Origin of the sequence: Haloferula sargassicola (assembly GCF_040362925.1) — a bacterium.
Taxonomy (GTDB): Bacteria; Verrucomicrobiota; Verrucomicrobiia; order Verrucomicrobiales; family Akkermansiaceae; genus Haloferula; species Haloferula sargassicola.
Genome location: NZ_BAABRI010000009.1, coordinates 129,644 through 153,726, shown reverse-complemented (window position 1 = coordinate 153,726; position 24,083 = coordinate 129,644). Strand labels below are relative to the sequence as shown.

Sequence of the window (24,083 nt, the reverse complement as noted above, 5' to 3'; positions counted from 1 at the left end):
GAAGATCTCCAGATCGTGAGGCTATCAGACTTCATGAAGGAAGATCTCGATGCTTTTCTCGATGCTACGTTGTGGCGCAGGGCCGCCTACAACCAGATCAATGTGATCCCTAAAGGAATGCTGGCCTCCTACGGCCGGATTGCAGAGCTGACGAACTTAGCGGCCGGAACAGCCGTTTCGGCGCGTCAAATTGCATGGCTCCGACGGCGGCTCTATGGCTTCCTCACCCACGACACCGAAGTTCCGCTTCACCGTGTGGCCAAAATGGGCGATGTCGCTTCCAAGCACGACTCCGAGGATACGAGGCGCATCAATACCGAACTTAGGATCCAAGAAGAGATTACCGGTGGCGGCAGCTGGCTCTGACGCATCCTCAGCATGAGCGGCTCGGTCACATTCCATTCGCGCTCATTCGCGATTTTGTTTTCCTTTTACGCTCTCTCCGTTGTGGGACGAAGGCGTCTCACCTCCTAGCGCCGACTTCGGACAAAATGAGAAAGCAAGAATCGGAGTTTTTGATTCCCGGGCTTGTGGCAGTTTTCTGGCATGAAATCGGTCACGGCAGGTGCCACGAGCGAAAGAGGCGTGGCGAGGTCCCAGTCACGCTTTCGGACGGATGACGAGCGCTGGGACGGAGTTGCCCGCAACGCCCCGCAGGCCGATGGCCACTACTTCTATGCGGTGAAATCGACCGGGGTGTATTGTCGGCCCTCATGCGCCTCGCGGATTCCGCTGCGGAGGAATGTCGTCTTCTTTGAAAGCCCCAAGGCGGCGGAGGGGGCGGGCTTCCGGCCTTGCAAGCGTTGTCAGCCGGACCAACCTGAAGCCGATCCGCACGCCCGGACGATCGAGCAGGCATGCCGATTCCTTCAGGCAGCGGAGGACGATCCCTCACTTGAGGCGCTGGCCAAGGCGGTGGGGATGAGCAAGCACCACTTTCATCGCCTGTTCGTTCAACGGATGGGGATGACGCCGAAGGCCTATCGGAAGGAAATCCGGGCGGAGCGAATGCGGGGAAAGCTGGCGGAGGGCGGGTCGGTGACGCGGGCGATCTACGAGGCGGGCTATCAGTCCAGCCGGCAGTTCTATGAGGAGGCGACTCGGATTCTCGGCATGAGTCCGAAGACCTATCGGAGTGGAGGAAAGGGTGAGCAGATCTGTTTCGCCGTCGGCACCTGCTCTCTGGGTGCCGTGCTGGTGGCATCGTCGCTGAAGGGCATCTGCGCTCTGTCCCTGGGCGATGACCCGGAGAAGCTGGTGGAAGAACTGGAGCGGCGCTTTGCCCATGCGGAGCTGATGGGAGGCGATCCGCACTATCAACGGCTCGTCGCCCGCGTGATCGGCCTGATCGATTCGGCCTCGGGCGACTGGAACCTTCCGCTCGACCTCCGCGGCACGGCTTTCCAACAGCGGGTCTGGCGGGCCTTGCAGGATGTCCCCTCGGGGGCCCGGGTGAGCTACAGCGAGCTGGCGGAAAGACTCGGCACGCCCGGCGCGGTGCGTGCCGTGGCCAGTGCCTGCGCGGCCAACAAGCTCGCGATCGCGATCCCCTGCCACCGCGTCGTGCGGCGGGACGGGTCGGTGTCGGGATACCGGTGGGGAGTGGAAAGGAAGCAGCAGCTCTTGAAGAGGGAGCGTCCTGACGAAGATTTTATCTGAGAGCGATGGAACTCGATTTCCCAGAGGCCGACCTGCCCCGGAACCTTCTCCCCTACGATGGGGAAAGCCTTTACTACGGACGGATCTTTTCCACGGCGCAGGCGGAGGAGTTTCTGCGATGCTTTCTGGCATCGATCCCGTGGCAGCACGACGAGGCGGTGATGTTCGGAAAGCACATCGTCACGGCCCGCAAGGTGGCTTGGTATGGCGACGCCCGCTACGACTACACCTACTCGGGGAAGACCCGCACGGCCCGGGTGTGGACGCCCGAATTGCTTGCGATCAAGCAGGAGGTGGAGCGCCTCGGTGGCTCCAGCTACAACTCCTGCCTGTTGAACCTGTATGCGGACGGCAGTCAGGGGATGGGTTGGCATCATGATGACGAAAAGGGCCTGGGCCCGGATTCGGACATCGCCTCGGTGAGTTTCGGCGCGGAACGGCGCTTCGATTTCAGGCACAAGCTCAGCAAGGAGAAGGTGTCCGTTTTCCTCCCCTCGGGCAGCCTGCTGATCATGCGCGGGCGCACCCAGGCTTGCTGGCAGCATCAGGTGCCGAAGGCCATGAGAGTCACGGAACCGAGAGTCAACCTGACCTTCCGCCGGATGCTCATCGCCGAGACCCGGATCGCCGGGGAAGACGAATCGGGAGCGATCCGGTGAGGGCGATGCGGTTTCCGTTCGCGGGACGGGGACGTCCCACCTCGCAGATGCCTTCCGCGGCTAGCGTGGCACGTCATCGGAAGAAGCGCGGGAGACCTCCTCCTCGGCGCGGGTCTTGAACTCGCTCTCGGGAAACTGGTCCACCCAGGCGCGCGCGGCGGGTGCGTCCTGCCCAAGCCACTGGTGCAAGACGGCCATCGCGGCTTCTTCCTGAACCCCGCCGGGCTGGAGATCTTCCGCAATGAGGGTGGCGGCCTCGGCCGGATCGACCGCGGCCTGCGAGATCGCGACCCGCGCCAGCAGGCCCTCCCTCGTTTCGTCCTGCGGCAAGGTCTGCACCCACGCTGCCGCGGCAGGAAAATCGGCCGCCGCCCAGCGCGCGGCGAGAGCTTCCGTCAGGGCCCCGCCCAGCTCATGGCGTCCTGCCACGGCGACGGCCTCGCGAGAGTCGCGGTCTGACAATTTCAGACACACGTGTTCGAGGGCGCTCTGGCGTTCGGCCGGATCCTGAAGCCCTGCCGCCCAGCGCTCGGCATCCTCCGGTTCCGCGCCGGTCCATTGTTGGGCGAGTTCGCGCAGCGCGTTCTCCCGCTCGGTCCCCGGCGGCACGCCGTCCACCTCCTTAGCACGATCGGAAAACGAGGGCACCTCCCGCACCGACACCGCGGGGCGCCCGGGCGAAGGGGTCTCGTGGTTCAGGGCGGTCCGCGGCGCGTGTTCGCTGCGGGACGTTTCCACCGACGATGCCTCGCGAGGCTGTGACAGAAAGCGACCCCAGAGGAGCACCCCTGCGAGCCCCATGACCAAAATGCCTGCAACGACCGTTCGATTCATGCCATGTCGAAAAAATCAACCCGCAGATGGACACCGCATCGGCGGCCATCTGCGGGATGGATGGAATTACTGGATGCGCTCCAGGCTGAACTGCTGCCAGCCGAAGCCGTTGTCGGGATACTGGTGGAGTGGCGCGCCATTGGCCGTGCTTCCGCCAGGGATATCCCATGCCATGCCGGTGTGGTTGAAGTAGAACTTCACCTTGCCATTCGTCAGCGGCCGGATGCGCAGCTTTTGATCGCCGATGTTGTTCGGGTTGTAATCCCACAACTGGGTGGGTGCCGCGGCGGAGCTGGAACTGTTGGTCACCGAGATGACCCGGCCCAGCGCATGGAGACTGGCGGCTTTCAAGTGGCCGTTGCCGACGCCATCGAAGCGCCACTTGAACCACGGGTTGTTCTCATAGGTGTATTGGATGATCTGGCTGCCATTGGTATTGCCGCCGCCTTGGGTGCAGATGTATTTCCCGCTCTCCGTGCGGATGTTGTAGTCACCCCATGGCAGCAGGCGCCATTGCTGGCTGGTGGCGGATGCGTCCGTCCACTGCTGCACCCGTCCATTGTCGGCCGTGCTCCAATTCTGAACCTCGAGGATCTTGCCGCTTTTGACATTGCGGATCTCATACCAGCCGTTGCCGGCGTCGATGAGGTCCCACTGGTGGGCGGGATTGCCCGCGATGTAGTACCACGCATGCGCCTTGGCGCCATCCGCGGTCGAATCTCCGGCGATGCACAGGCAGCGACCGGAGACGGCGGAAACGATCTTCACGTGGTTGCCGCCTTCGGTCGGAACGATGAACCAGCGCTGATTGGCACTGTCGGAGGCGAACGACCACTGGTTGATGTCGGCGCCGTTGCCGGTGTTTCCCGAGATGAGGTCGAGGGACTTGCCGCTGTTCCGGTTGACGATCATGTAAAGCGGCAGGCCGGAGGGCGAGTTCTGGAAGGCGGTGTTGATGGCATTGGCGTAGGCCGCGGCATTGCCCACCACGCCGTCATAGATCCACAGGAACCCCCCGCTGCAGTTGGCGGATGTCCGCCAGTTCGTCATCTTCGTCTGGATCTGGCTGAGGCTGTCGGTCTGGTTCCACAGGCCCGGGTAAACCGGAATGCCTCCGAAGTTCCAGTTCGCAGGGTTGTTTCCCGCTCCGCCGTCGTAGCACTGGAGGTGGATGGCATCGATGGTGCCCGGCCGCTGGCTGTTCACCTGGGAAGCCACGGAGGTCCAGAACGAGGGCAGGACGTAGGGCGCCAGCGTCACCTTGTAGCCGAGGTCGCCGAGCATCACGGCGAAGCTGACCATGGTGCTCTGGTCATAGCAGTTCTCGTCGTCGAAATCGATCGCGTCGACGGACGGGACCGCGTCCTTCAGAGCCCGGAAGTTTCGGTAAAGGATGCTGTTGCTGCCCGTGCCCTGGGAGTTCACCAGATCGCGGATACTCTGGAAGGTGCCGATGTTCGATGATCCGAGTCCGAAGGTGACGCGCTTCACCTTGCCCCGCTTCAACGCCGCCATGTGGAGCGGGAAGTCGGGATAGGTGCTGTTGCCGACATAATTTCCTCCCTGGCAGACGGGGAACTCGTAGTTGAAGTTCAAGTCGCCGGCGGCATTGATGGCGATGTTCCATACAATGACTTCGCTGAACCCGGAGTTGGCGAGTTCATTGATGTTGGCGGCGGCACCCGGCTTGTAGAGCGGGCCGCCACCGTAGATCCCGCAGCTCGGCTCGCGGGCTGCATCGGCGGGGAAGGCCAACAGGAATAAGGACAGTATCGCCCCGAAGAGCCGGGGCACGGTCGGTTTGTTGTTTTTCATGGGATTCATGGGTTATTGGGTTTCCGGTCCCACGAGATGACTTCATCTCGTCGAACCAAAAGGGCACACGTCTCCGGCGCGCGAGGATGCGGGCTGCACGAGGACGCAATTTCCGCAGGACATGAACTCAGCCGTCGCCTCGTCCGGTGCGTGCGTGGAGTCAAACTTGAACCAAAGTAAAAGACAGAGCATCTCCACCATGAGTGGTCTTGATGGCATCAGACCGATGGAATGCAAGCTTCCGCCTGGATGGAAACTCTTGATGGAATATTCACCTCTCGACTAGATAGAGGATCGTTCGGGCACAAGAAAAATCTACGTACTTGTTCAAATCCCCCGATTTATCCCGGGAGGTGAATCGATTCCTCATCCTAACGGCGGCGCGGACGAAGTGGCCCAACTCACCGAGGCAATGGATCGCCGCCCGACACCCTTGGATCTCAGCGTTTCCCGACTCGGAGGCGCGTGACTCTTGAGGGAAGCCGGACCACCCGCAGCTGGCCGATGAAAGCCTCAGAAGGGCTCCGGATGGGGCGGAAGGCTCGCAAGAAACTCAGGCGAGCAACCCCTGATCTTCAGCCCGCCCTTCCGGTGCTCGACGGCTTAGAGCGCATTGGCGAACACGAAAACGGCCGTCCCCCCGTGAGGAGGACGGCCGTGATGAAGGAGATCGGAGACAATCAGAACTTGAACCGGACGCCGCCGCCGAGGCCGACATCGTCCAGGTTGCCGACGCTGACGCCGAAGACGGACGGATCGTCCAGCCAGAGATAGCGGGCACCGCCATAGATGGAGAAGTTCTCCGACACGTTATAAGTCAAGCCCGCAAAGGCCTGCGCGGTGAACGACCAGGAGTCATCGCTGGCACCCACGGGACCGGCGGAAACCTCGATGTCCGTGTAGGAAGCACCGGCACCGAGCCCGATGTAAAAGCCGAGCTGGCGGGTGAAGGCATACTCATACTTGTAGTTGAGCGTGACCGGAATGACGTCGACTTCGACATTCACGCCGAAAGGAAATCCACCGAGCGAATCATCCTCCTGCACCCAGCCGGCTTCGAGAAACAAGGAGTGACCACAACCCATGTCGTAACCGAATTGCCCGGTGTAATACATTTCCTCGGCATCGAGGAGGTACTCCGCACCCAGACCGGCGAACCACGAGCTTTCGCACAGCGGAGCGGACATGGGCTCTTGAGGCGGCATCGGCGCCATCGTTTCGCCAGCGTGGGCGACAGCGGAAAGGATCAACAGGGTGAACGTGGTGTTTGATTTCATAGGCGGCGTCTCCATCGCTTCTTTCGATAGAGCGGTCAAACGCTTCACGAGGTTTTTCGTCGGCACTCTTTCCACTTGAAGATAAGTGCGGAGGCGAAGCGGGCCGAGAAGCCCTGACGGCGGGCGGTGGAAACGGCGCAGCGATTTCTCTCAATCGTGAGCGCCTCGGGGATTGGGGGTCGGGGCGCCCGCCTTCGGTTTCAGAACAGGTCGAGCTGCTGCTTTTCCTCGGGGTCGCGGAAGCGGACGCCGACGCCCAACAGCCGCACGGGGCGGTTGTTTCCCCGGCTCCAGGCTTCGGCGAGGAGGCTTCTGAAAAGGGCGGGATCGAGGGCGGGGTTGGCGCGCTCGGCGGTGGTGCGGGTGAAGTCGGCGAACTTGAGCTTCACGACCAGCGAGCGGATGGCGCGGTCGGCGTGCTTGCGGGCGAGGTCCTCGCGGACGCCCTCGAGCATGCCGAGCATGACGGGCTCGAGCGCGGGGAGGGTCTCGATGTTTTCCGAAAAGGTGTTCTCGCTGGAGAGCGACTTGCGGATGCGGTGGGTCTTGACGTCGCGGGTGTCGATGCCGCGGGAAAGCTCGTGCAGCTCGAGGCCCCAGGAGCCGAAGCGGCGGGCGAGCTCGATCTTGTCGAGCCGCTGGAGGTCGCCGCAGGTGTGGATGCCCATGGCGTTGAGCCGGGCACGCATTTTCGGGCCGATCCCCCACAGCCGGCCGACGGGCAGCTCGCGCATGAAGTCGAGAATGCGGTCCTCGGGGACTTCGTGCTGGCCGTCGGGCTTGTTCCAATCGGACGCGATCTTGGCGATGAGCTTGTTGGAGGAAATGCCGGCCGAGGCGGTGAGGCCGGTTTCCTCGCGGATCTGGGCGCGGATTTCGCGGGCGATCGCGGCGGCGGACGTGCGGAGATGCGAGACGTCGAGGTAGGCCTCGTCGAGCGAGAGCGGTTCGATTTTTTCCGTGAAACGGCCGAAGATGGCACGGATGCGGGCGGATTCGGCGCGGTAGAGATCGAAGCGGACGGGGACGAGGACCAGGTGCGGGCAGAGTTCCTTGGCCTTGAAGACGGGCATGGCGCTGCGGCAGCCGAACTTGCGGGCCTCGTAGTTGGCGGTGGTGAGCACGCCGCGGCGCGAGCGGCCGCCGACGCCGACGGGCTTGCCGCGCAGGGCGGGATCCTCGCGTTCCTCGATGGCCGCATAGAAGCAATCCATGTCGATGTGGATGATCTTGCGCATGCCGGCAGGCGGAGTGTGGTGGGGATGCGGTGCGATGTCGCGGGGAAATGGGGCGCACGTTTCCGGGGGAGGGCGGGCTTTTTCAGGGACCGCAGCGCAGAGGAAAAGGCAGCCGAGATGATGGAAGTCGGACGACCCTTGGCACGATCCGGCAAACAAAACCCAAACCCTTTTTCCCTCCGTGCCCTCCCGCCTTTCCTCTGCGCCGCGGTCAAAAAACTGCCGCCATGCCTGCACTCCGACGCTTCACCGCTGAACCGACGATTCCCCCTCCGATGGCAGTGTCGCCAGCGACCGGTCGTGCGGGATCCGTAGCAGCGCCAGCGCGCCCAACGAGCCGAGCAGCGCGCAGAACATGTCCGATTGCGTGTCCCAGACATCGCCCTGGGTGCCGAGAAACGACTCGGACGCTTCCGCGGAAACCAAGGCCGTGGCCCATTCGATCAGCTCGTAGATCGCACTGATCGCCATGCACACACAGACGATGAGAAAGCTCCGCCAGCCGCGCCGCTGGATGACCCGATGGCGGATGAAAAGCTCCCGCGTGACCAGCGCCGGCGTGAGGCCTTGGAGCAGGTGGCCGATCCGGTCGTAGTGATTCCTTTCAAAGCCGAACGCCTCCTTCGCCCACTCTCCGAGCGGCACCCGCGCGTAGGTGTAGTGGCCGCCGACGATGAGCACGATCATGTGCAGCGCGATCCACCCGAGCACGAAGCCGGACAGCCGCCAGCCCTTCGCCTGGGCGATGAACAAGGCGGCGAAACCGATGAAAACCGGCGCCGTCTCCAGCCACCAGGTCGTGCCATCGAACGGCCGCCACGCCGACCAGGCGAGCACCGGCAGCACCACCGCGGCGACGGTCAGGTTCGGATGCCATTTCATCGGGTGAAATCCTCGCCCGGCCGACGAGCCGTCACAAGCCTGACGGCGACCGTTTCCCCTCCGCAGACCGGCCTGCGGACGATGGTCCGTGCGGATTTTTCCGTCATCCCCGTCACTTGGCGGCACCCTTGAAGGTCTCGGACGAGGGCTTGGCTCACCTTTCCCGGGAGACCTCCATGCGGATGAAATGGCGCGGGTGCGACGCCACGAACGAGCTGTTGTAGGCGAACCACAGCCGCCGCAGCCCGATGCCCGAGCCGGGCGAGCTGAGAATCTGGACGCCCGGCCCGCCTTGGGCCGCCGAGGGCTGCGTGAACACGTCGAGGTCTTCCGAATTCTTCAGGGCGTAGCGAAACACCCCGAACTGCTGGGCCGCGAAGGGAATGACCGAACTCAGGGGCACGTCCGGATGACGGAAGGAGAATCCGGGCTCGAACTCGGACACCGGATCGAAATACGGCGGATATCCTGCGTCCGCAAAGTTGTCGGCGCCCATGTGAGCGTATTCCGAGAGCAGCGGGATGCCGTCGTTGTCGAGGTCCAGCGAGTCCGATGCCCGACACAACAGAACGTCGTGAAAGAACAGGAGCAGAGGGAAGCCGCCCGACACGAAGCCGTAGGCCATCCACGGCAGGCCGTTGCCATCGAGCGCGGCCTCGAAGTCGCCGCCGATCCCGCTCAGTCCGACCGCAGGGGTGGCGATGGTGCCGACATCCAGCGTGATCGTCGAGGGCAGGACCTGGTAACGGATCCAATCGAGCCGGCCGCCGTCCACGGTCGACTGCAGGCACACCTCGAACACGCCGTTGCGATAGAGCAGGTCAGCCCTGCCATCCGTGTAGCCGGTGTCCAAGTTCGCCGAGTGGGCCGATCCGGAGGCGCGATCGCAGAGAAACACGGCCCCCCCGATCACGGCGGCGGCGTAGGGTTTCCCGGAGGGACCAAAGGCGCAGGAGACATTGAGCGGATCCGCGTCGCCCGGCGAGAGCGCCTTGTAGGACCCGGAAGTCGGAGTGCTGGTGATCGCTCCGGTGGCCGGGTCCACGTTGGAATAGACGCGCACCGCGCGGGTGGTGGTCTCGAAATACGAGGCCGCATAGCCGCCATCGCCGCGCACGGCGAGGTCCAGCCCGGTGGTCACGCCACCGAGCGAAACGAGGTTCACCCACGGCAACGGGGAAGCCGGATCCACATCGGCGGGCAGCCTGGCCAGCATGCCGACATCTCCGGATGGCGCGTGGTAGGTGACGTAGACGTTGCCGGCATCATCCACGCCGATCCGCGAGGGTTGGCGGCCGGAGATGCCGACCTGGTTGCCGCCGTTGTTGACCAGGTTGCTGGCGACCACCACGCCGTTGCGGACGCGGTAGTAGATCAGATCGCCCTGGGTGCTGGAAGTATCCACGACCCGCAGCGAGAGGACGTGGACCGTGCCGTCGTTCCCCACGCACACCGCGTTCGAGACGTGCGGGTTGCTCGATGAAGTGAGCGTCGTGGTCGTCACCTGGTTGCCCTTGAAGGCGAACAGCCGCGGGAAGCCATAAACGTAGGGATCGAAAACCCCGGCCTGGGTCGCGACGCCTGCTACGAGATACATCGTACCATCCGGCCCCCTTGCCAGGCCCGGGGAAAAGGTGTGGCTGAAGCCGTTCAGCAACGCCGGCGGGACCTCGCAGGAAAAGGGGGCGATCGCCATCTGGAACAGCCGCAGGGTCGAATCGGCGGAACCCGGATCCGAGGGCAGCGCCAGCACGGGGTCGCCCTGGCGGTCGCCATCGAAGTCAAAGGACGGACTGTACGAGCCCGAAGTGCCAAGCAACGTGGAAAGCTCCCATCCCACGCCCGGGAGGTACCGCCGCACCCGCACGTCGATGGTTCCGAACACGAGGATGGCGAAGATGTCGTGCTTGTAAGCGACCATCGGGTGGCCGCCGGCATCGAAACGCATCCCGGTACGGAAGGCGTAGTATTCCAGATCCGCGAGTTCGCTGCTGCCGCTGGCGACCGTCTGTAGCGTCCACGGTCCACCTCCAGGACTTTCCGCATAGCGGACCTCCTGCACCGTGGTGTCGCCCGAGGGCACGGAGCGGACGTAGCTGACGCCGATCTTGCCGTAAAAGCAATCGACGTCCGGCCGCGTGAAGTCCGCCACCGACTCGATGGTCTCCGGCGCCAGCCAGGTGCTCGATCCCAGCGAGAAAAACGAGGCCTGCACCCGGTCGGCGGCGGCATTGTAGCTGACCACCACCCGCGGGGTGATCGTCGGCGCGAGCACTCCCCCGTAAGTGGTGGAAAGCCGCGCTCCGAGTCCGGAATCCGCGCCGCTGGTCACGCTCTGCGCGCTCGACCAGCCGGCGAGCGTCTTTTCGATGAACTTCGCGCTGCCGTCGCTGGCGGTGTAGGCAATCGAGTGGTAGGACACCTCGTTGCCCGAGGCCACCACGCTCACGCCGCCATCCAAGTCCGCCAGCGCCGCGCTGCTGCGGCTCAGCGTCTGGACGAAGGAAGCGCCGGTTTTCTCATAGACCAGCAGGCTGCCCCCGCTGGTCACCACCGCCACCACCACGGTGAAATCCGAGCCCACATCGATGGCGAGATGCTTCACCTCCGAGGCGGCGACGCTGGTCGAAAACAAGGTCAGCCGGGTGGCCACTCCGGCCAGCGGGTTGTCCCGCACCGCATACTCCAAGTTGAAGGTGCCTCCATCGTCGCTCGAGAACGCCACATGCCGGCGCCCGGCGCGATCGCTCGCCACGGCGACCACCTCACCCTCGTTCGGGCCGGTATCGAGGGTCGAGGACTCCCACTCGGCGGCGCGGGATGTCCGGGGAAAAAGCGCGATGCCGGTGATCAGGCAAGCGGTGATGGCGAAGCCGCGGAAAAGGATGGCATTCATGGCGGTGATGCCCCGAGAGGGCACCCTGCATCCAATCAGGCGAGCCCCGGGTCGGCAAGGTCGCGTTTGGAACGGTCCCGTGGCGGAGCCCCGGAAGGCCCGGGAAGCCGCTCCACGGTCGCATCTTTTTTCCCCGGCCACGACCGGAACGATCCGGCGGCCCCGGCGGCGGCCCGAGCGCCGGGTCAGGCCCGGACCAAAGTACGGAACCCGCCGTAGGCCATGCGTCTGCAGTCGAAAAGCGGAGCGGAGACCTCGCAGATTTCCTTCATCCGCGGGTCGGCCATGATCTTCTCGTTGGCGGCGTCGCGCACCTCCTTGGAGGGGTAGACGACATAGGAGAAAACCACCACTTCATCCTCGCCGGCACCCGCCGCATCCGCGAAGGCGCGCATGTTGGGGATGCCATCGTGGTCGATCACGGTCTCCGCGTAGTCGAGGGCGCCGTATTCCTTCCAGATGGCCGAACACTTCTCGGCGGCACGCGTGTAGTCATCGAGCTTGGACTTCTTCACCGGGATCAGGAACCCGTCGGTATATCTTTCGTCACTCATGGCAGTCAGGGGTTGAGGGCGTCCTTTTCAAGCCGGGCGATGTCGATCTTCACCATGGTCATCATCGACTGCATGGCCCGGCGGGCGATGTCCGGATCGTCATGGGAGATCAGCTCGGTCAGCCGCCGCGGGATGATCTGCCAGGAAAGGCCCCAGCGGTCGGTCAGCCAGCCGCAGGCGACCTCCTCACCCCCTTCCGACAACGCGGCCCACAGGCGGTCGGTCTCGGCCTGGTCCTCGCAGTCGATCTGGAAGGAAACGGCCGGGGTGAAGTGATAGTTCGGCCCGCCATTGAGCGCGAAGTAAGGTTGCCCCGCGAGCGTGAACTCGACGGTGAGCACCTCGCCCTCCGGGGTGGAGGGATTGTCGGCGGGCGAGCGCCCGACGCGGTCGATGCGCGAGTCCGGAATCAGGGAAACATAGTAGTTGGCGGCTTCTTCGGCATCGCCGTCGAACCACAGGCAGGGTCGGATTTTCGGGATCATGGTCGTTGGAGTTCGGATTCAAGTCGGTCGAGGTTCTCCTCGTTGCACCGGGGCACGAAGGTATTCACGCGCTCGTAGTCCTCCGGCAGCTCGAAGGTCTGCCGCCAGGTGAGCCGCGTGCCCGCCTCGCTGGCTTCGAGCGTGAGGGTGAGCCGGAAGGCATGGACGCTCCCGAGGTGCAGGATTTCCAGCCGGTCGGGGCCGATCGACTGGAAGCGGCAGTGGTTTTCATAGTCGCCTCCCTCGGGTCCGTGCATGGTGAATTTCCAGTCCCCGCCGGGGCGGAAATCGAAGTCGTGAAAGGTATTGCGGAAGCCCGCCGGTCCCCACCACCTCGCCAGCCGTTCGGGCTCGCGGAAGGCGGCGAGGATCTCGGACGGAGTGGCCGCGATCAGCCGCTGGTTGACGAAAGTCAGGTCGTCGTCAGACATGGCATCAGAGGGTTTTTGCGAGTTCCACCAGTTGGTCGGCGGATTTTTCCCAGCCGTCACGAAAGCCCATGGCGAGATGCTTTTCCATCGCTTCCTTCGACCAGTGCCGGGCGGCCATGGTGTAGCGGGTGCGGCCGCCGCCGAGATCCTCGAAGGTGGCGATGCCGGTCATGAAGAGCTTTTCGTTCGGCTCCCAGCCGGCCCGATAGGCATCCGTCCACACGAGGCGTTCGTTTTCCACCACTTCGAGAAACACGCCCACGTTCGGAAACGCGTCACCATCCGGCCCGAAGATCTCGGTATCGAGGCGTCCGCCCGTATGAGGTTCGATCACCGTGTGGCGGGTGCGGTAGGGCTTCGGACAGAACCACTCGTCGAGCAGCTCGACCTCGGTCCAGCAGCGGAAGAGCTTTTCGCGCGCGACCTCGATCTCGCGGGAAATGGAGAGTTCGTAGCTCATCGGAGGTCAGGCTTGGGTTTCCGGAACGGTGATCATCCAACCCACACCGAACTTGTCCTTCACCATCCCGAAGCAGGGCGACCAGAACGTTTCGCCGATCGGCATCAGCACCTCGCCGCCATCGACGAGCGTGGCGAAGGTCAGCTTGGCCGCGGCTTCGTCGGGCATCGTGAGGGAAAGCATCACCCCCTGGATCGGCTCCATCGCGCTCGGGCAGCCGTCGGACGCCATGATCCGCGACTCGCCGATGGTGAATTCGCTGTGCATCACCTTGTCGTTCCACTCTTCGGGCAGTGGCATGGGCGGCTGATCCGGGCTCTCCCGGAAGCGCATCACCATGCCGATCTCGGCGTGAAGCGCGGATTTGTAAAACTCCAGAGCCTCCTGGCAGCGGCCGGAGAACATCAGATACGGTTCGATTTTCGGGGCATTCATGATTTCAGGGTCAGGTTATGGGATTCAGGGAGAAAAAGTCCGTCTACGTAGTCGCGCGCGATCCGCAGGTTCGCACGGATCATCTCGGGGTCGCCGTGGGTTTTCGAAACCAGCATCGAGCCCTGCCACAGGCTGTTCAGAAACCACGCGACTTGCTCGGGATCGAACTCGACCGCCCCCGGATGCGCCGCCTTGGCATCGGCGAGGAGCTTGGTCACCTGGTCGTTCCAGCTGACCAGCTCGCGATCGGCGGCCTGGCGGAAGCTCTCGTTCGATTGGGCGAACTCCTGCGACATCATGCCGACCACGCACACGCAGGCCTCCGGCCGCTCGGTGAAGCCGGCCATGATTTCGAGCATCTGGCGCAGCCGCTCCAGCGGATCGCGACCGTCATCGGTCCACGCCGGCTCATACATGCCGCCGCCCATGCGTCCCCACCACTCGATCGCCGCCTCGCCGACCTCCTCCTTGCCTTTGAAGTGGTGAAAAAACGCCCCCTTGGTCACGCCGGCCTCGGCGCAGATCTCGTCCACCCGCGTCGCGGAAAAACCCTGCCGCAAAATCAGACGCACCGTCGCTTGAACGAGATCCTCGCGGGTCTCCTCCGGATTGCGGCGGCGCTTTTTCTGACTGGGCTTATCCATACCAACTGACCGGTATGTAAGATGCAGAGGCCTGGAGCGCAAGGAGATTCTTTTGAGAAAGATCCGCTCTGCTATTCGATTGCGGAAGAAGCGAGTTGTCGTGCTTTCAGGTAGCTGGCAATGGTCCCCGCCACGGTGGAAACCACCATCACAACCATGCCGAAGAAAGCATAACGCGGGGCATTTTCATTCCAGATCCCCGGTTCTACCAAGCCGCAAACGCCATATGTCATCCACGCGAGCGAGGTCCCCAGCAAATATCCGCCGCCGTGGCGGTTGATTTCATACCACAGCCGGTCCGAGCGGTACGACTGCGGGAAACGGACGCCGTACCATCGGTTCATCGGAACCTTTTTCAGGATCAGCGGAACAGCAACCAGGGCCACCAGCAGGCCGGCACCCAGGAAGATCCATGCGTGACTCGAAAGGCTCATATTCCGGCGAGAATGGTTAACCCTAAAAAGGAAAATGGGCGCGTTCGTTTGGCACCACGAAGCGGGGTGCTTGACGGGGGGGCCGGGGGGTTGCGATCCGGGGCTTGGGTCATCCGCTGAGCAGGAGTTCTACCTCGTCCGGAAGGCCGGGCAGCCATTTCCCGCCCAGCCAGCGGCGTAGCAGGCGGGTCAGCAGCAGGGTCCAGCGTTGCTCGACGGTCCATCGCTCCGTGATGGCGCAAATGTGATGCAACTCGTTGCTGATGCGCGTGACCGCTTGGGCGATGAGGTCGCCCTTTTCGTGCAGGACGCTGACCTTGACGGTGCGCTGGCCTCCACTCCGGACCGGTCGGCCGACGCCGGACATCAGCATGGGTCGGGTGCGGATGGCCTCGCGGTGGTGCTCCGCGTCGTAGAAGCGCAGGTAGAGCGACCACCAGTTGTAAACCAAGGCGATGAGGTTGGCCATGAGCCGGCTGGAGGCAAGCCGGCGCGAGGTGTAGCCGTTCCAGCCCCATTGGTTCTTGAGCTCGTCGAAGCAGTTTTCCGCGTCGGCACGGTCGCGATACTGCTTGGGTATGACGGTGGCGGGAAAGGCTTGCTCATCGAGCGAGGTGACGAGCACGGCGATCTTCCCGCTCCACGGGGTGGCGCAAGCGTCCCAGCCTTCGCCGCGGGCGTGGGGCAGGCGGCTCTGGCGGTCTTTGCCGCGGCGGGAGTTGCCGGGCTCCCCGACAGGAGCGGTGGCCGGGGTTTCGCGCACGAGGATGACGCGCCGCTGCTTGCTCCAGCGGCCGAGCTTGAGCTGGGTTTCCAGCGCCTGCCAGCCGTCGCCGCAGTCTTGCCAGGCGGCTCCGTGGCGCATCATGCGAAGGACGAGGTCTTTGACCTTGGCGGTGTGGCGGAGCTTGAAGAGATAGGGCAGGCCGCGCTCCTCGTGCTCCAGCATGATGGTCTCGCTGCCGTAGCCGCAGTCGCCGCGGGAAAAGGTCGGCCACTGGTGGCGGGGGAGCTTTTCGAGGGTCTGCCACAGGCCGGGCAGGCCCTTGGCGGCGGCGTGTTCGTTGCCGGGGCGCACCTCCACTCCGAGGCTGATGCGGAGGTTGGCCACGAAGTAGCTGTGATAGACGTGGCTGGGGCGGCCGGGCTTTTGCGGGTTGTAGCCGATCTCCGCGCCCTGCTGGTGGCCGTAGAGCGGCTTGACGGTGACGTCGATGTCGAGGATCCACGGCAGGCCGAGCGCGGGGGCGATGCTGCCGAGAATCTGGCCGGAAAGCCAGTCGAGGCCGGGCTTTTCGGCGATGCGGCCGATGCCGAGACGCACGGCGTCCTCGCTGACGGTGCCTTTCATCCCCAACAGCCCCGGATTGATGCCGTCGCCGCGCACGGCGTTGATGTGGGCGTAGCGCCAGTGGCCGCAGAGAATACTCAGCATGGCGGTGCCCATGACGTTGCGCGCGCCGCTGCCACGGTTGCCGGTGTAGAGGAGAGGGCAGCCGCGCAAGAACTCTTCCCACCGTCCGCCGGTGTGGAGGAACTGGAAGAAGAAGATGAGCTGGCCTTCGCGGGTGACGGGGGCCTGGTCGTCCCATTCGGCATGGAAGCGACCGCCGGGAGTGTCCACCGGCCAGCTGCCGGATGGATTTCGAGGGGCTGTTTGGATCTCACCCACAGGGTGAGCCGGAATCAAGGCCGCCGGAGCTTCCATGGCCTTGAGCCTGCGTCATTTAAACTCATCTGACGAGTTCTCCATTTTCCTCTTTAGGTTAACTCATGAGCGTCCGGAAAGCGAGCCGGGCAAGCGACCGACCGCCACGGGGCGATCAAGCCTTGGAATCACAACGCAGAACGCGGCCGACCAATTGGCGGTGCGCCAGGGTGGTCACAGGGCGACCAAGCCCGGAAATGAAATGGCGCCCCGCCGGGAGTTCGGGAGTTCGGGAGTTCGGGAGTTCGGGAGTTCGGGAGTTCGGGAGTTCGGGAGTTCGGGAGTTCGGAGTTCGGAGTTCGGAGTTCGGAGTTCGGAGTTCGGAGTTCGGAGTTCGGAGTTCGGAGTTCGGAGGTCGGAGGTCACGAGCAGGAAGTTCACGAGCAGGAGTCCGCGAGCCGGGAGTCCGCGAGCCGGGAGTTCACGAGTCGGGAGTTCACGAGTCGGGAGTTCACGAGTCGGGAGTTCACGAGCAGGAGTCCGCGAGCCGGGAGTCCGCGAGCCGGGAGTCCGCGAGCAGGGAGTCCGCGAGCAGGGAGTCCGCGAGCAGGGAGTCCGCGAGCAGGGAGTCCGCGAGCAGGGAGTCCGCGAGCAGCGAGTTCGCGAGCAGGGAGTTCGCGAGCAGGGAGTTCGCGAGCAGGGAGTTCGCGAGAAGGGAGTTCGCGAGAAGGGAGTTCGCGAGAAGGGAGTTCGCGAGAAGGGAGTTCGCGAGAAGGGAGTTCGCGAGAAGGGAGTTCGCGAGAAGGGAGTTCGCGAGCAGGGAGTTCGCGAGCAGGGAGTTCGCGGGCAGGGAGTTCAGTAGGGAGGCCGCAAGTAGGGAGGCCGCAAGTAGGAGTTCACGAGCAGGAGGGGACGGGTCGGACGAATTCTCCCTGGATCGCATATTTGAGATATGCGATTGGGGGCTTGTCAGCCAGCATCCGAACCAAGACATCCTGGGACCCGATCCACCGTCGGATTTCTCCCCATCCTCCCCATCCTCCCCATCCTCCCCATCCTCCCCATCCTCCCCATCCTCCCCATCCTCCCCATCCTCCCCATCCTGCACCACTTTCCTGCCGGGCTTGATCTGCCGCCCGTCAGTGGACTTCCTGGATTTCCACCTGAAACGACGAGCCGTCCGGCAGGTGGACGGTCAACTGGCGGGCATCGCCTTCATACGGCGCGCTGAACTCCAACTCGCGGCGCGTGATGACCTGGGCACCCCTGCCCTTCAGCTGTTCGACCTGGACCTCGAACTCCAACGAAGCGGCATCGCGACGGACCAGGCGGGCCTGATCAAGCGTCGAGGGCACCGTCACGCTGCCGCGGAGGTGGAGCTTGCGGGGTCCGGGACCGGGCATGAGGTCGTGCCAGGCCTTCCAACTCGAGGGATCGCTTCTCACGGGATCGGACTGGCGGGAGGAAGCGGGCGCCTCGCGGGGTCGGGATTCGCAGGAGGCCAGCACCAAGAACGCCGCGAGGGTTGCGATGAGAGGCTGGAGAGGGTTTTCCATGAAATCATGGGAGTTTCAGAAAACCGAGCATGACGATGGGCCGGGCGCAACCGGGGACTCCCACAAACCCCGGCGATCCCACGAAAAAGCCGCCCCGGAGGAACTCCGGAGCGGCTTTGCAGAACCGGGCAAAGAGAGGCGATCAGCCCTCGGTGTTGTAGGCCTCCTCGCCGTGGATCGTGCGGTCGAGGCCGCCGGTTTCCTCCTCATCGCTGACCCGCAGGCCGACGGTGAACCTGGCCACGGTAAGGCCGATGACCGCCGCAACGGCGCTCCAGCCGATCGTGACCAGCACGCTCTTGATCTGGGCCCAGGTCTGGGTGGCCACGGTCATGCCTTCGGCCGCCGCGCCCTCGCGCAGGAACACGCCGGTGAGCACCGCGCCGATGATCCCGCCCACGCCGTGGACGGCGAAGACGTCGAGGGAGTCATCGACCTTCAGCATGTGCTTCACCTTGGTGGCGGTGAAATAGCAGACGAAGGCCGAAACGGCCCCGATCGCCAGCGCGCCGCCGACGGTGGTCGAGCCCGCTGCCGGGGTGATGGCCACGAGGCCCGCGACGGCACCGGTGGCCACGCCGACCGCGGTCGGTTTTTTCTGGATGATCCACTCCATGGCGCCCCACACGACCACGCCCATGGCGGAGGCGGCGTGGGTGGTGAGCATGGCCATGCCGGCGGAGGCATTGGCGGCGCAGGCCGAGCCGGCATTGAAGCCGAACCAGCCGACCCACAGCAGGCCCGCGCCGATCACGGTGAACGGGACATTGTGCGGCGCCAGGCTCGGCCCCGGGTAGCCGCGGCGGCGGCCGACCATGATGCAGGCCACCAGGCCGGCCACGCCGGCATTGATGTGGACCACGGTGCCGCCGGCGAAGTCGAGGACGTTCCAGTGGTGGAAAAGTCCCCCGCCCCACGCCATGTGCCACACCGGCAGGTAGGACAGGATGGTCCAGATGGTGGTGAAAATGAGCATCGCCGAGAATTTCATCCGCTCGGCGAAGGCTCCGATGATCAGTGCCGGAGTGATGATGATGAAGGTCATCTGGAAGGTGATCCAGACGCTCTCGGGGATGGTGCCGTTGAGCAGCTCGGGCGTCAGGTGCTTGAGCATCACCTTCGAGGCATCGCCCATGAACAGGTGGTCGCTGCTGCCAGTGGCGAAGCTGGTGCCGAAGGTGATCCACAGCAGGCTCATCACGCCGGCCATGGCGAAGCACTGGACCAGGATCGAAAGCACGTTCTTGGTCCGCACCAGGCCGCCGTAGAACAGCGCGAGGCCCGGCAGGGTCATCAGCAGCACCAGCACCGTGGAAACCAGCATCCAGGCGGTGTCACCGGTATCCAAAGCCGGCCCGGAGTCCTGCGCCATCGCCGGCAGGGCCGAAAACAACAACAGCGGCAGGACGGCGCGGAGCGGGCCGGGACGGACGAGCCCGGGGATGGACCGGGTTCCTGAAGCGGGCGGACATGAACAAGACATGGGCATCGAATGAAGCACGATGAACGCCATTCATAGATCAGAGTCCGTCATCGCGCGAGTTAGGGATGACCCGCCGTCCGCTGGATCGCCGTGGGGCCCGGGCTTAGAGCAGCGGTCGTCATGCCCCTCGCCGCCTGGATCGAGTATCTCGCCGTCGCCGCTTGTGCCGCCTCCGCTGTTTTGGCGGCGGAGGGCAAGGGCATTGATCTCTTCGGCGTGCTGGTGCTGGCGCTGGTCACTGCGGTGGGCGGCGGAACGCTCCGCGACCTGTGCCTCGGGGCGCGGCCGCTGTTCTGGATCGAGCAACCGCTCTACGTCTGGACCGCGCTGGCCACGGCGGTGACCACCTTCGTACTGGTTCGTTTCGCCCGCCTGCCGGCGAAATCGCTGGCGCTGATCGATGCCATCGGCCTGGCCTTGTTCGGGATCGCCGGCACCGAGAAGGCGCTGGCTTTCGGCGCGCCGGGGATCGTGGCGGTGCTGCTGGGCGTGGTCACCGGCGTCGCGGGCGGGATCCTGCGCGATGTGCTCCGCAACGAAGTCCCGCTGGTGTTCCGTCAGGACATGGAGCTCTACGCCACCGCGGTGTTCGCGGGGGCGGTGGCCTTCGTGGCGATCCGGTTTTTCCAGCCGCCGGCGAAGTGGCACCGCTGGCTGGCCATGGCCCTGATCCTCGCCCTGCGCTTGTCCGCGATGCGCTGGAAATGGCGGCTGCCGAGCCTGCGCCTGCTCGACCGGGAACCGTAGCAAGCCGTCAGCCGACGAGCGCTGCCGCCGGCATTTCGCGGCTTTCCTCGAAAAATCGGAGATTTCGTGCCCGTTACTGGCACGTAGGCTGCCGCGCCGACCGTCTCCCATGAATCCAGGCCGATCCCTTTTCCCTCCGCTCGTCCGCCTGCGGACCTTCGCGGTGGCGGCCGTGATGGCCATCCCGGCGTCCCGCGCTGCGGAAATCCCGGGCCTGTCCGAGGACACGGCGCTCGCCGAGTGCCTCGCCACCGGCGATTTCGGGGCGCTCCAGGGGATGCTGGAAAAGGACGCCGAAACCATCGTCGGCAGCCTTGAAGCCGGCGCCGAGCTCGACCTCGCCGACCCGGCCACCCGCCTGCGGCTGCTGTTGTGGGCCGTGCTGGAGCGCTTTCCGGTGGCGGACATGGCCGGCGATTCCGGCTACGTTCCGGAGTTCCTGCGCTGGCTTTTCACCCAGCCGGGGAAACTGGAGACGCTGCTCGCGGAAATCCGTCCCGAGGACCGTGAGGACCGCGTGTTGGAAATCTGGTCCGAACTCTGGGGTCGCGATCGCGAGCCGGAAAACCGCAACCATTACGCCAACCTGGCGCTGGCGCTGGCCCTCATCTACGACCAGTCCGGTGGGGTGCCGAAGGCGCAGGACCCGCAGCACGCCACGCCGGATCTCGAATACCGCTACCGCTGGCTGCGCGACCAATCGGAGGCCGGCAAGCTGACCGAATCCTGCAAGGACCGCCCCGTGCGCGAGCTGGTCCGCGTGGTGGACTTCAACATTTCCCTCGAGGAGGCGGAGTGGGTCCACAAACACATCTCCGGCCCGCCGTCGCAGTGCGGGAACGAATACGATGACATCGAGTATCTGATGGAGCGCGCCGTCAACGGGCTGAACCCCTACGACTCCTACTCGCTCGAGCAGATCAAGAAGCACGGCGGCATCTGCGCCGACCAGGCCCACTACTCGGTCAATGCCGCCAAGGTCCGGGGCATCGCCGCCATGGTCACCGGCGGCACCGGCGACCGCGGGGCGCACGCCTGGATTTCCTACATGCCCGGCCCCCACGAGTGGGCCCACCACGCCGACCAGGGCATCACCAACGGCTACATCCACTGCAGCCAGCGCGATGCCCGCATGCCCGAGCGCCAGCTCGTCATGGAGAGCGAGCGCGACTTCGACCCGGACCGCCGCGTGCCCGCGCTGATCGGGGTGGGCCTGGCCAAGGTGGCGATGGAGCTCGGCAAGTACGACGTCGCCCGTAGCCAGCTCGCCGCCGGCGAAAAAGCAGCCGGCCTCAACCTCGAGCTTTGGCAGGCGGAGGCGGCCTTGCTCGAGGAAAGCGGAGCCAGCGCGGAGGTGTGGCAGGACTTCATCCAGCGCCTCGAGCGGGAATACCGCGACTACCCGGACGTTCGCGAGTGGAGCCTGGACCTCAAGATCGAGCACCTCATTTCCCGGCTGCCGGAAGAAGAGGTCGTGAGCCTGATCGAGCGCGAGCTGCGCCGCGTGGCGCGCAAGGTGGGCACCCAGGGCTCGGCGCTCTTCAGCACCATCCAGCGGATCGGCGGGATGATCGCCAAGAGCACCGACCCCGACGCCGGCAAGAACCTCCGCGCCTTCTACAAGACCTGTTTCCGCCGCTACGGCGAGGACCTGGAGCTGTGCGGGAAAATGATGGACGCCTACGAAAAGACCGGCCGCGGCCTCGACGACGTGCGCATCGAGCTGCCCCACGACGTGCTGCGTTTTTACAAGCGCCACGTGGACACCGGCTCGAAGGAATTCTTCCGCGCCAAGATGGAACTCTCGCTGCTGCAGAAGGTGGCGGACATTTATCGCGATCTCGCCCCGGACGACCTCGATGCCTACGACGGCATCGTCAAGGACATCGAGCGCCGCCGCGCGCGCATCGAGAGGGCCGCCCAGTAGCTTTTGAAATCATCCATGCGCACGATCCTCGCGGCCCTGTTGCCGCTCGCTGTTTCCGCCCCGGCCGATGAGGGCATGTGGCTCTTCAACCGCCCGCCGGTGGAGCCGGTGAAGGAAAAATACGGCTTCGAGATCACCCCGGAATGGCTCGATCACCTCCGCGAGGCGTCGGTCCGTTTCAACAACGGCGGCTCCGGCTCCTTCGTATCGAAGCAGGGGTTGATCCTCACCAACCACCACGTCGGCGCAGGCCTGATCGAGAAGCTCAGCACGCCGGAGCACAACCTGCTCGAGGACGGCTACTTGGCGAAGACTCCGGCCGATGAGCTGCCCTGCCCCGGCCTTGAGCTGAACGTGCTGCGGAGCATCGAGGACGTCACCCGCCGGGTCGAAGCCGCGGTGACGCCGGACCAATCGCCCGCCGAAGCCTCCGCCGCGCGGCGGGCGGTGATTGCGGCGATTGAAAAGGAATCGATGGACGCCACCGGCCTGCGGTCGGACGTGGTCACGCTCTATCTTGGCGGGGCCTATCATCTCTACCGCTACCAACGCTACACCGATGTCCGGCTGGTGTTCGTGCCGGACGTGAAGGCCGCGGCCTTCGGCGGCGATGCCGACAACTTCGAGTATCCCCGCTACTGCCTCGATTGCTGCTTTTTCCGCGCCTACGTGGATGGCGAGCCGGCCGATACCCCGGATTTCCTGAAATGGAGTGCCACCGGGCCGGCCGAGGGCGAGCTGGTGTTCACCTCCGGCCATCCGGGTCGGACCGACCGCTCGAACACGCTGGAGGAGCTGAAGCACCTGCGCGACGAGGGCTTTCCCTACCGCATGGAGCAGATCTACCGCGCCGAAACCGTGCTGCGGGCCTGGGCCGATCGCGACCGCGAGAACGCCCGTCGCGCGAAGCAGGCCATCGTCGGCACCCAGAACGGCCGCAAGGCCATCGGCGGGATGCTCAACGGCCTGCTTGATCCCGCGGTGATGGCGGCCAAGTCGGAGTCGGAAACGGAGCTGCGGGCCACGGAAGCGGCGGCGTTTGACGAGGTGGCGCGGGTTCAGGACGAGCTGTCGGAAATCGCGGTGCGTCTGGACCTGCTGGAGGGCGGCAGCGCCTTTGGCAGCGGGCTGTTTTACGTGGCACGGACGCTTCTGCGGGCCGAGGCGGAGGCGGAAAAGCCGGACGGCGAGCGACTGCCGGAGTTCCAGGATTCGTCGCGGCTATCGCTGGAGCTCGACCTGTTCGCGGACGAGCCCGTTTACAAGGATCTGGAGACCGTGCGGATGGCGGCCTCGCTGACCTTCCTCTGCGCCAAGCTCGGCGCGGACGACCCGCTGGTGAAAAAAGTCCTCGCCGGCAAGTCGCCCGACGAGCGGGCCGCCGAGCTGGTGGACGGGACGCAGCTCGATGACATCCCGCTGCGGCGACAACTTTACGAGAATGGCGTGGCGGCGAGCGACGATCCGATGGTCGCGCTGGCCCGCCTGGTGGACGACGAAGCCCGCGCCCTGCGCGCCGAGGCCGAGGCGCTCGACGAGCGCGATGCCCAGGCCCATGCGAAGATCGCACGGGCAAAGTTCGAGCAGCAGGGCGATTCAGTGTATCCGGACGCGACCTTCACGCTGCGCCTTTCCTATGGAGTGGCCAAAGGCTACGGGGACGTGCCGTGGTGCACGAACTACGGCGGCATGCTGGAGCGTCATGAAAAACAGGGAGGCGTGAGTCCCTTCGATTTTTCCCCGCAGTGGGCCGCCCACGCGGGCGACCTGGATCCCGGCGTGCCGCTCGACTTCGTGAGCACCAACGATATCACCGGCGGCAACTCCGGCAGCCCGGTGGTCAATCGCGCCGGCGAGCTGGTCGGGTTGATCTTCGATGGCAATCTGCCCAGCCTGGTCTCCGACTTCGCCTACACCGAGGACCGCGGCCGCGCCGTGTCCGTGCACTCCGCCGGCATCCTCGAGGCCATGCGCAAGGTCTACGGCGCCACCCGCATCCTCGAAGAACTAGGTTTCTAG

23 protein-coding genes are annotated in these 24,083 nt (G+C 64.8%); 6 read left to right on the top strand and 17 right to left on the bottom strand.

Annotated features, from left to right (window positions below; translation table 11 throughout):
• Nucleotides 1-33 precede the first annotated feature (33 nt).
• The 3 genes from ABXH26_RS09735 to ABXH26_RS09725 all read left to right on the top strand — a co-directional run bounded on the left by ABXH26_RS09735 (nt 34) and on the right by ABXH26_RS09725 (nt 2,318).
• Nucleotides 34-366 carry an MGMT family protein gene (locus tag ABXH26_RS09735; RefSeq protein WP_353566865.1) on the top strand — a complete coding sequence of 111 codons (333 nt, stop codon included), beginning with the start codon at nt 34-36 and terminating at the stop codon, nt 364-366.
• Nucleotides 367-546: 180 nt separating this feature from the next.
• Nucleotides 547-1,659: a bifunctional DNA-binding transcriptional regulator/O6-methylguanine-DNA methyltransferase Ada gene (gene ada, locus ABXH26_RS09730; RefSeq protein WP_353566864.1), complete on the top strand. Its 1,113-nt coding sequence runs from the start codon at nt 547-549 to the stop codon at nt 1,657-1,659.
• A gap of 5 nt (nt 1,660-1,664) precedes the next feature.
• Complete coding sequence (locus tag ABXH26_RS09725) at nt 1,665-2,318, top strand: alpha-ketoglutarate-dependent dioxygenase AlkB family protein (protein WP_353566863.1); 654 nt, start codon at nt 1,665-1,667, stop codon at nt 2,316-2,318.
• Nucleotides 2,319-2,378: 60 nt separating this feature from the next.
• On the opposite strand, the gene ABXH26_RS09720 is transcribed toward ABXH26_RS09725, so the two are convergent.
• From ABXH26_RS09720 to ABXH26_RS09640, 17 genes are all read right to left on the bottom strand, one after another.
• On the bottom strand, nt 2,379-3,056 hold the full coding sequence (locus ABXH26_RS09720; RefSeq protein WP_353566862.1) for a hypothetical protein: 678 nt from the start codon (nt 3,054-3,056) through the stop codon (nt 2,379-2,381).
• 162 nt (nt 3,057-3,218) lie between these two features.
• Complete coding sequence (locus tag ABXH26_RS09715) at nt 3,219-4,967, bottom strand: RICIN domain-containing protein (protein WP_353566861.1); 1,749 nt, start codon at nt 4,965-4,967, stop codon at nt 3,219-3,221.
• A gap of 680 nt (nt 4,968-5,647) precedes the next feature.
• Nucleotides 5,648-6,244, bottom strand: a complete 597-nt coding sequence (locus tag ABXH26_RS09710) for an outer membrane protein (RefSeq protein ID WP_353566860.1) — start codon at nt 6,242-6,244, stop codon at nt 5,648-5,650.
• 200 nt (nt 6,245-6,444) lie between these two features.
• Complete coding sequence (gene dinB, locus ABXH26_RS09705; protein ID WP_353566859.1) at nt 6,445-7,482, bottom strand: DNA polymerase IV; 1,038 nt, start codon at nt 7,480-7,482, stop codon at nt 6,445-6,447.
• A gap of 246 nt (nt 7,483-7,728) precedes the next feature.
• Nucleotides 7,729-8,364 carry a DUF2238 domain-containing protein gene (locus tag ABXH26_RS09700; RefSeq protein ID WP_353566858.1) on the bottom strand — a complete coding sequence of 212 codons (636 nt, stop codon included), beginning with the start codon at nt 8,362-8,364 and terminating at the stop codon, nt 7,729-7,731.
• A 154-nt stretch (nt 8,365-8,518) separates the two neighbouring features.
• The gene (locus ABXH26_RS09695) at nt 8,519-11,260 is read right to left on the bottom strand and encodes a hypothetical protein (protein WP_353566857.1); all 2,742 of its coding nucleotides are present in this window, start codon (nt 11,258-11,260) and stop codon (nt 8,519-8,521) included.
• Between the two features lie 185 nt (nt 11,261-11,445).
• Nucleotides 11,446-11,814, bottom strand: a complete 369-nt coding sequence (locus ABXH26_RS09690; protein ID WP_353566856.1) for a DUF1428 domain-containing protein — start codon at nt 11,812-11,814, stop codon at nt 11,446-11,448.
• A 5-nt stretch (nt 11,815-11,819) separates the two neighbouring features.
• The gene (locus tag ABXH26_RS09685) at nt 11,820-12,296 is read right to left on the bottom strand and encodes a VOC family protein (protein WP_353566899.1); all 477 of its coding nucleotides are present in this window, start codon (nt 12,294-12,296) and stop codon (nt 11,820-11,822) included.
• Nucleotides 12,296-12,730: an SRPBCC family protein gene (locus ABXH26_RS09680; RefSeq protein ID WP_353566855.1), complete on the bottom strand. Its 435-nt coding sequence runs from the start codon at nt 12,728-12,730 to the stop codon at nt 12,296-12,298. The genes ABXH26_RS09685 and ABXH26_RS09680 overlap by 1 nt, the downstream gene beginning before the upstream one ends.
• A gap of 4 nt (nt 12,731-12,734) precedes the next feature.
• Nucleotides 12,735-13,190 carry an SRPBCC family protein gene (locus tag ABXH26_RS09675; protein WP_353566854.1) on the bottom strand — a complete coding sequence of 152 codons (456 nt, stop codon included), beginning with the start codon at nt 13,188-13,190 and terminating at the stop codon, nt 12,735-12,737.
• Between the two features lie 6 nt (nt 13,191-13,196).
• Entirely contained in the window at nt 13,197-13,625 is a 429-nt protein-coding gene (locus tag ABXH26_RS09670) for a VOC family protein (RefSeq protein WP_353566853.1), read from the bottom strand.
• Complete coding sequence (locus ABXH26_RS09665; RefSeq protein WP_353566852.1) at nt 13,622-14,269, bottom strand: TetR/AcrR family transcriptional regulator; 648 nt, start codon at nt 14,267-14,269, stop codon at nt 13,622-13,624. The genes ABXH26_RS09670 and ABXH26_RS09665 overlap by 4 nt, the downstream gene beginning before the upstream one ends.
• Nucleotides 14,270-14,340: 71 nt before the next feature.
• Nucleotides 14,341-14,703 (bottom strand): SdpI family protein, encoded by a 363-nt coding sequence (locus tag ABXH26_RS09660; RefSeq protein WP_353566851.1) that lies wholly within the window; start codon nt 14,701-14,703, stop codon nt 14,341-14,343.
• Nucleotides 14,704-14,812: 109 nt separating this feature from the next.
• Nucleotides 14,813-16,327 (bottom strand): transposase, encoded by a 1,515-nt coding sequence (locus ABXH26_RS09655; RefSeq protein ID WP_353566850.1) that lies wholly within the window; start codon nt 16,325-16,327, stop codon nt 14,813-14,815.
• Nucleotides 16,328-16,877: 550 nt separating this feature from the next.
• Complete coding sequence (locus tag ABXH26_RS09650; protein WP_353566849.1) at nt 16,878-17,294, bottom strand: hypothetical protein; 417 nt, start codon at nt 17,292-17,294, stop codon at nt 16,878-16,880.
• A gap of 196 nt (nt 17,295-17,490) precedes the next feature.
• Nucleotides 17,491-17,907, bottom strand: a complete 417-nt coding sequence (locus tag ABXH26_RS09645; RefSeq protein ID WP_353566848.1) for a hypothetical protein — start codon at nt 17,905-17,907, stop codon at nt 17,491-17,493.
• 142 nt (nt 17,908-18,049) lie between these two features.
• Nucleotides 18,050-19,390, bottom strand: a complete 1,341-nt coding sequence (locus ABXH26_RS09640) for an ammonium transporter (protein WP_434783423.1) — start codon at nt 19,388-19,390, stop codon at nt 18,050-18,052.
• Nucleotides 19,391-19,510: 120 nt separating this feature from the next.
• On the opposite strand from ABXH26_RS09640, the gene ABXH26_RS09635 reads away from it, so the two are divergent.
• The 3 genes from ABXH26_RS09635 (at nt 19,511) to ABXH26_RS09625 (ending at nt 24,083) form a co-directional block, all read left to right on the top strand.
• Nucleotides 19,511-20,137, top strand: a complete 627-nt coding sequence (locus tag ABXH26_RS09635) for a trimeric intracellular cation channel family protein (RefSeq protein ID WP_353566847.1) — start codon at nt 19,511-19,513, stop codon at nt 20,135-20,137.
• Nucleotides 20,138-20,246: 109 nt separating this feature from the next.
• On the top strand, nt 20,247-22,064 hold the full coding sequence (locus tag ABXH26_RS09630; RefSeq protein ID WP_353566846.1) for a hypothetical protein: 1,818 nt from the start codon (nt 20,247-20,249) through the stop codon (nt 22,062-22,064).
• Between the two features lie 15 nt (nt 22,065-22,079).
• Nucleotides 22,080-24,083 (top strand): S46 family peptidase, encoded by a 2,004-nt coding sequence (locus tag ABXH26_RS09625; protein WP_353566845.1) that lies wholly within the window; start codon nt 22,080-22,082, stop codon nt 24,081-24,083.

What these genes read in the sequence shown, in the direction of transcription:
- ABXH26_RS09670 (WP_353566853.1), bottom strand. Translation starts at nt 13,625, where the DNA reads ATGAATGCCCCGAAAATCGAACCGTATCTGATGTTCTCCGGCCGCTGC.
- ABXH26_RS09645 (WP_353566848.1), bottom strand. Translation starts at nt 17,907, where the DNA reads ATGGAAAACCCTCTCCAGCCTCTCATCGCAACCCTCGCGGCGTTCTTG.
- ABXH26_RS09725 (WP_353566863.1), top strand. Translation starts at nt 1,665, where the DNA reads ATGGAACTCGATTTCCCAGAGGCCGACCTGCCCCGGAACCTTCTCCCC.
- ABXH26_RS09650 (WP_353566849.1), bottom strand. Translation starts at nt 17,294, where the DNA reads ATGCGATCCAGGGAGAATTCGTCCGACCCGTCCCCTCCTGCTCGTGAA.
- ABXH26_RS09675 (WP_353566854.1), bottom strand. Translation starts at nt 13,190, where the DNA reads ATGAGCTACGAACTCTCCATTTCCCGCGAGATCGAGGTCGCGCGCGAA.
- ABXH26_RS09635 (WP_353566847.1), top strand. Translation starts at nt 19,511, where the DNA reads ATGCCCCTCGCCGCCTGGATCGAGTATCTCGCCGTCGCCGCTTGTGCC.
- ABXH26_RS09630 (WP_353566846.1), top strand. Translation starts at nt 20,247, where the DNA reads ATGAATCCAGGCCGATCCCTTTTCCCTCCGCTCGTCCGCCTGCGGACC.
- ABXH26_RS09660 (WP_353566851.1), bottom strand. Translation starts at nt 14,703, where the DNA reads ATGAGCCTTTCGAGTCACGCATGGATCTTCCTGGGTGCCGGCCTGCTG.
- ABXH26_RS09690 (WP_353566856.1), bottom strand. Translation starts at nt 11,814, where the DNA reads ATGAGTGACGAAAGATATACCGACGGGTTCCTGATCCCGGTGAAGAAG.
- ABXH26_RS09695 (WP_353566857.1), bottom strand. Translation starts at nt 11,260, where the DNA reads ATGAATGCCATCCTTTTCCGCGGCTTCGCCATCACCGCTTGCCTGATC.
- ABXH26_RS09640 (WP_434783423.1), bottom strand. Translation starts at nt 19,390, where the DNA reads ATGTCTTGTTCATGTCCGCCCGCTTCAGGAACCCGGTCCATCCCCGGG.
- ada (WP_353566864.1), top strand. Translation starts at nt 547, where the DNA reads ATGAAATCGGTCACGGCAGGTGCCACGAGCGAAAGAGGCGTGGCGAGG.
- ABXH26_RS09710 (WP_353566860.1), bottom strand. Translation starts at nt 6,244, where the DNA reads ATGAAATCAAACACCACGTTCACCCTGTTGATCCTTTCCGCTGTCGCC.
- ABXH26_RS09735 (WP_353566865.1), top strand. Translation starts at nt 34, where the DNA reads ATGAAGGAAGATCTCGATGCTTTTCTCGATGCTACGTTGTGGCGCAGG.
- ABXH26_RS09665 (WP_353566852.1), bottom strand. Translation starts at nt 14,269, where the DNA reads ATGGATAAGCCCAGTCAGAAAAAGCGCCGCCGCAATCCGGAGGAGACC.
- ABXH26_RS09680 (WP_353566855.1), bottom strand. Translation starts at nt 12,730, where the DNA reads ATGTCTGACGACGACCTGACTTTCGTCAACCAGCGGCTGATCGCGGCC.
- ABXH26_RS09715 (WP_353566861.1), bottom strand. Translation starts at nt 4,967, where the DNA reads ATGAAAAACAACAAACCGACCGTGCCCCGGCTCTTCGGGGCGATACTG.
- ABXH26_RS09700 (WP_353566858.1), bottom strand. Translation starts at nt 8,364, where the DNA reads ATGAAATGGCATCCGAACCTGACCGTCGCCGCGGTGGTGCTGCCGGTG.
- dinB (WP_353566859.1), bottom strand. Translation starts at nt 7,482, where the DNA reads ATGCGCAAGATCATCCACATCGACATGGATTGCTTCTATGCGGCCATC.
- ABXH26_RS09625 (WP_353566845.1), top strand. Translation starts at nt 22,080, where the DNA reads ATGCGCACGATCCTCGCGGCCCTGTTGCCGCTCGCTGTTTCCGCCCCG.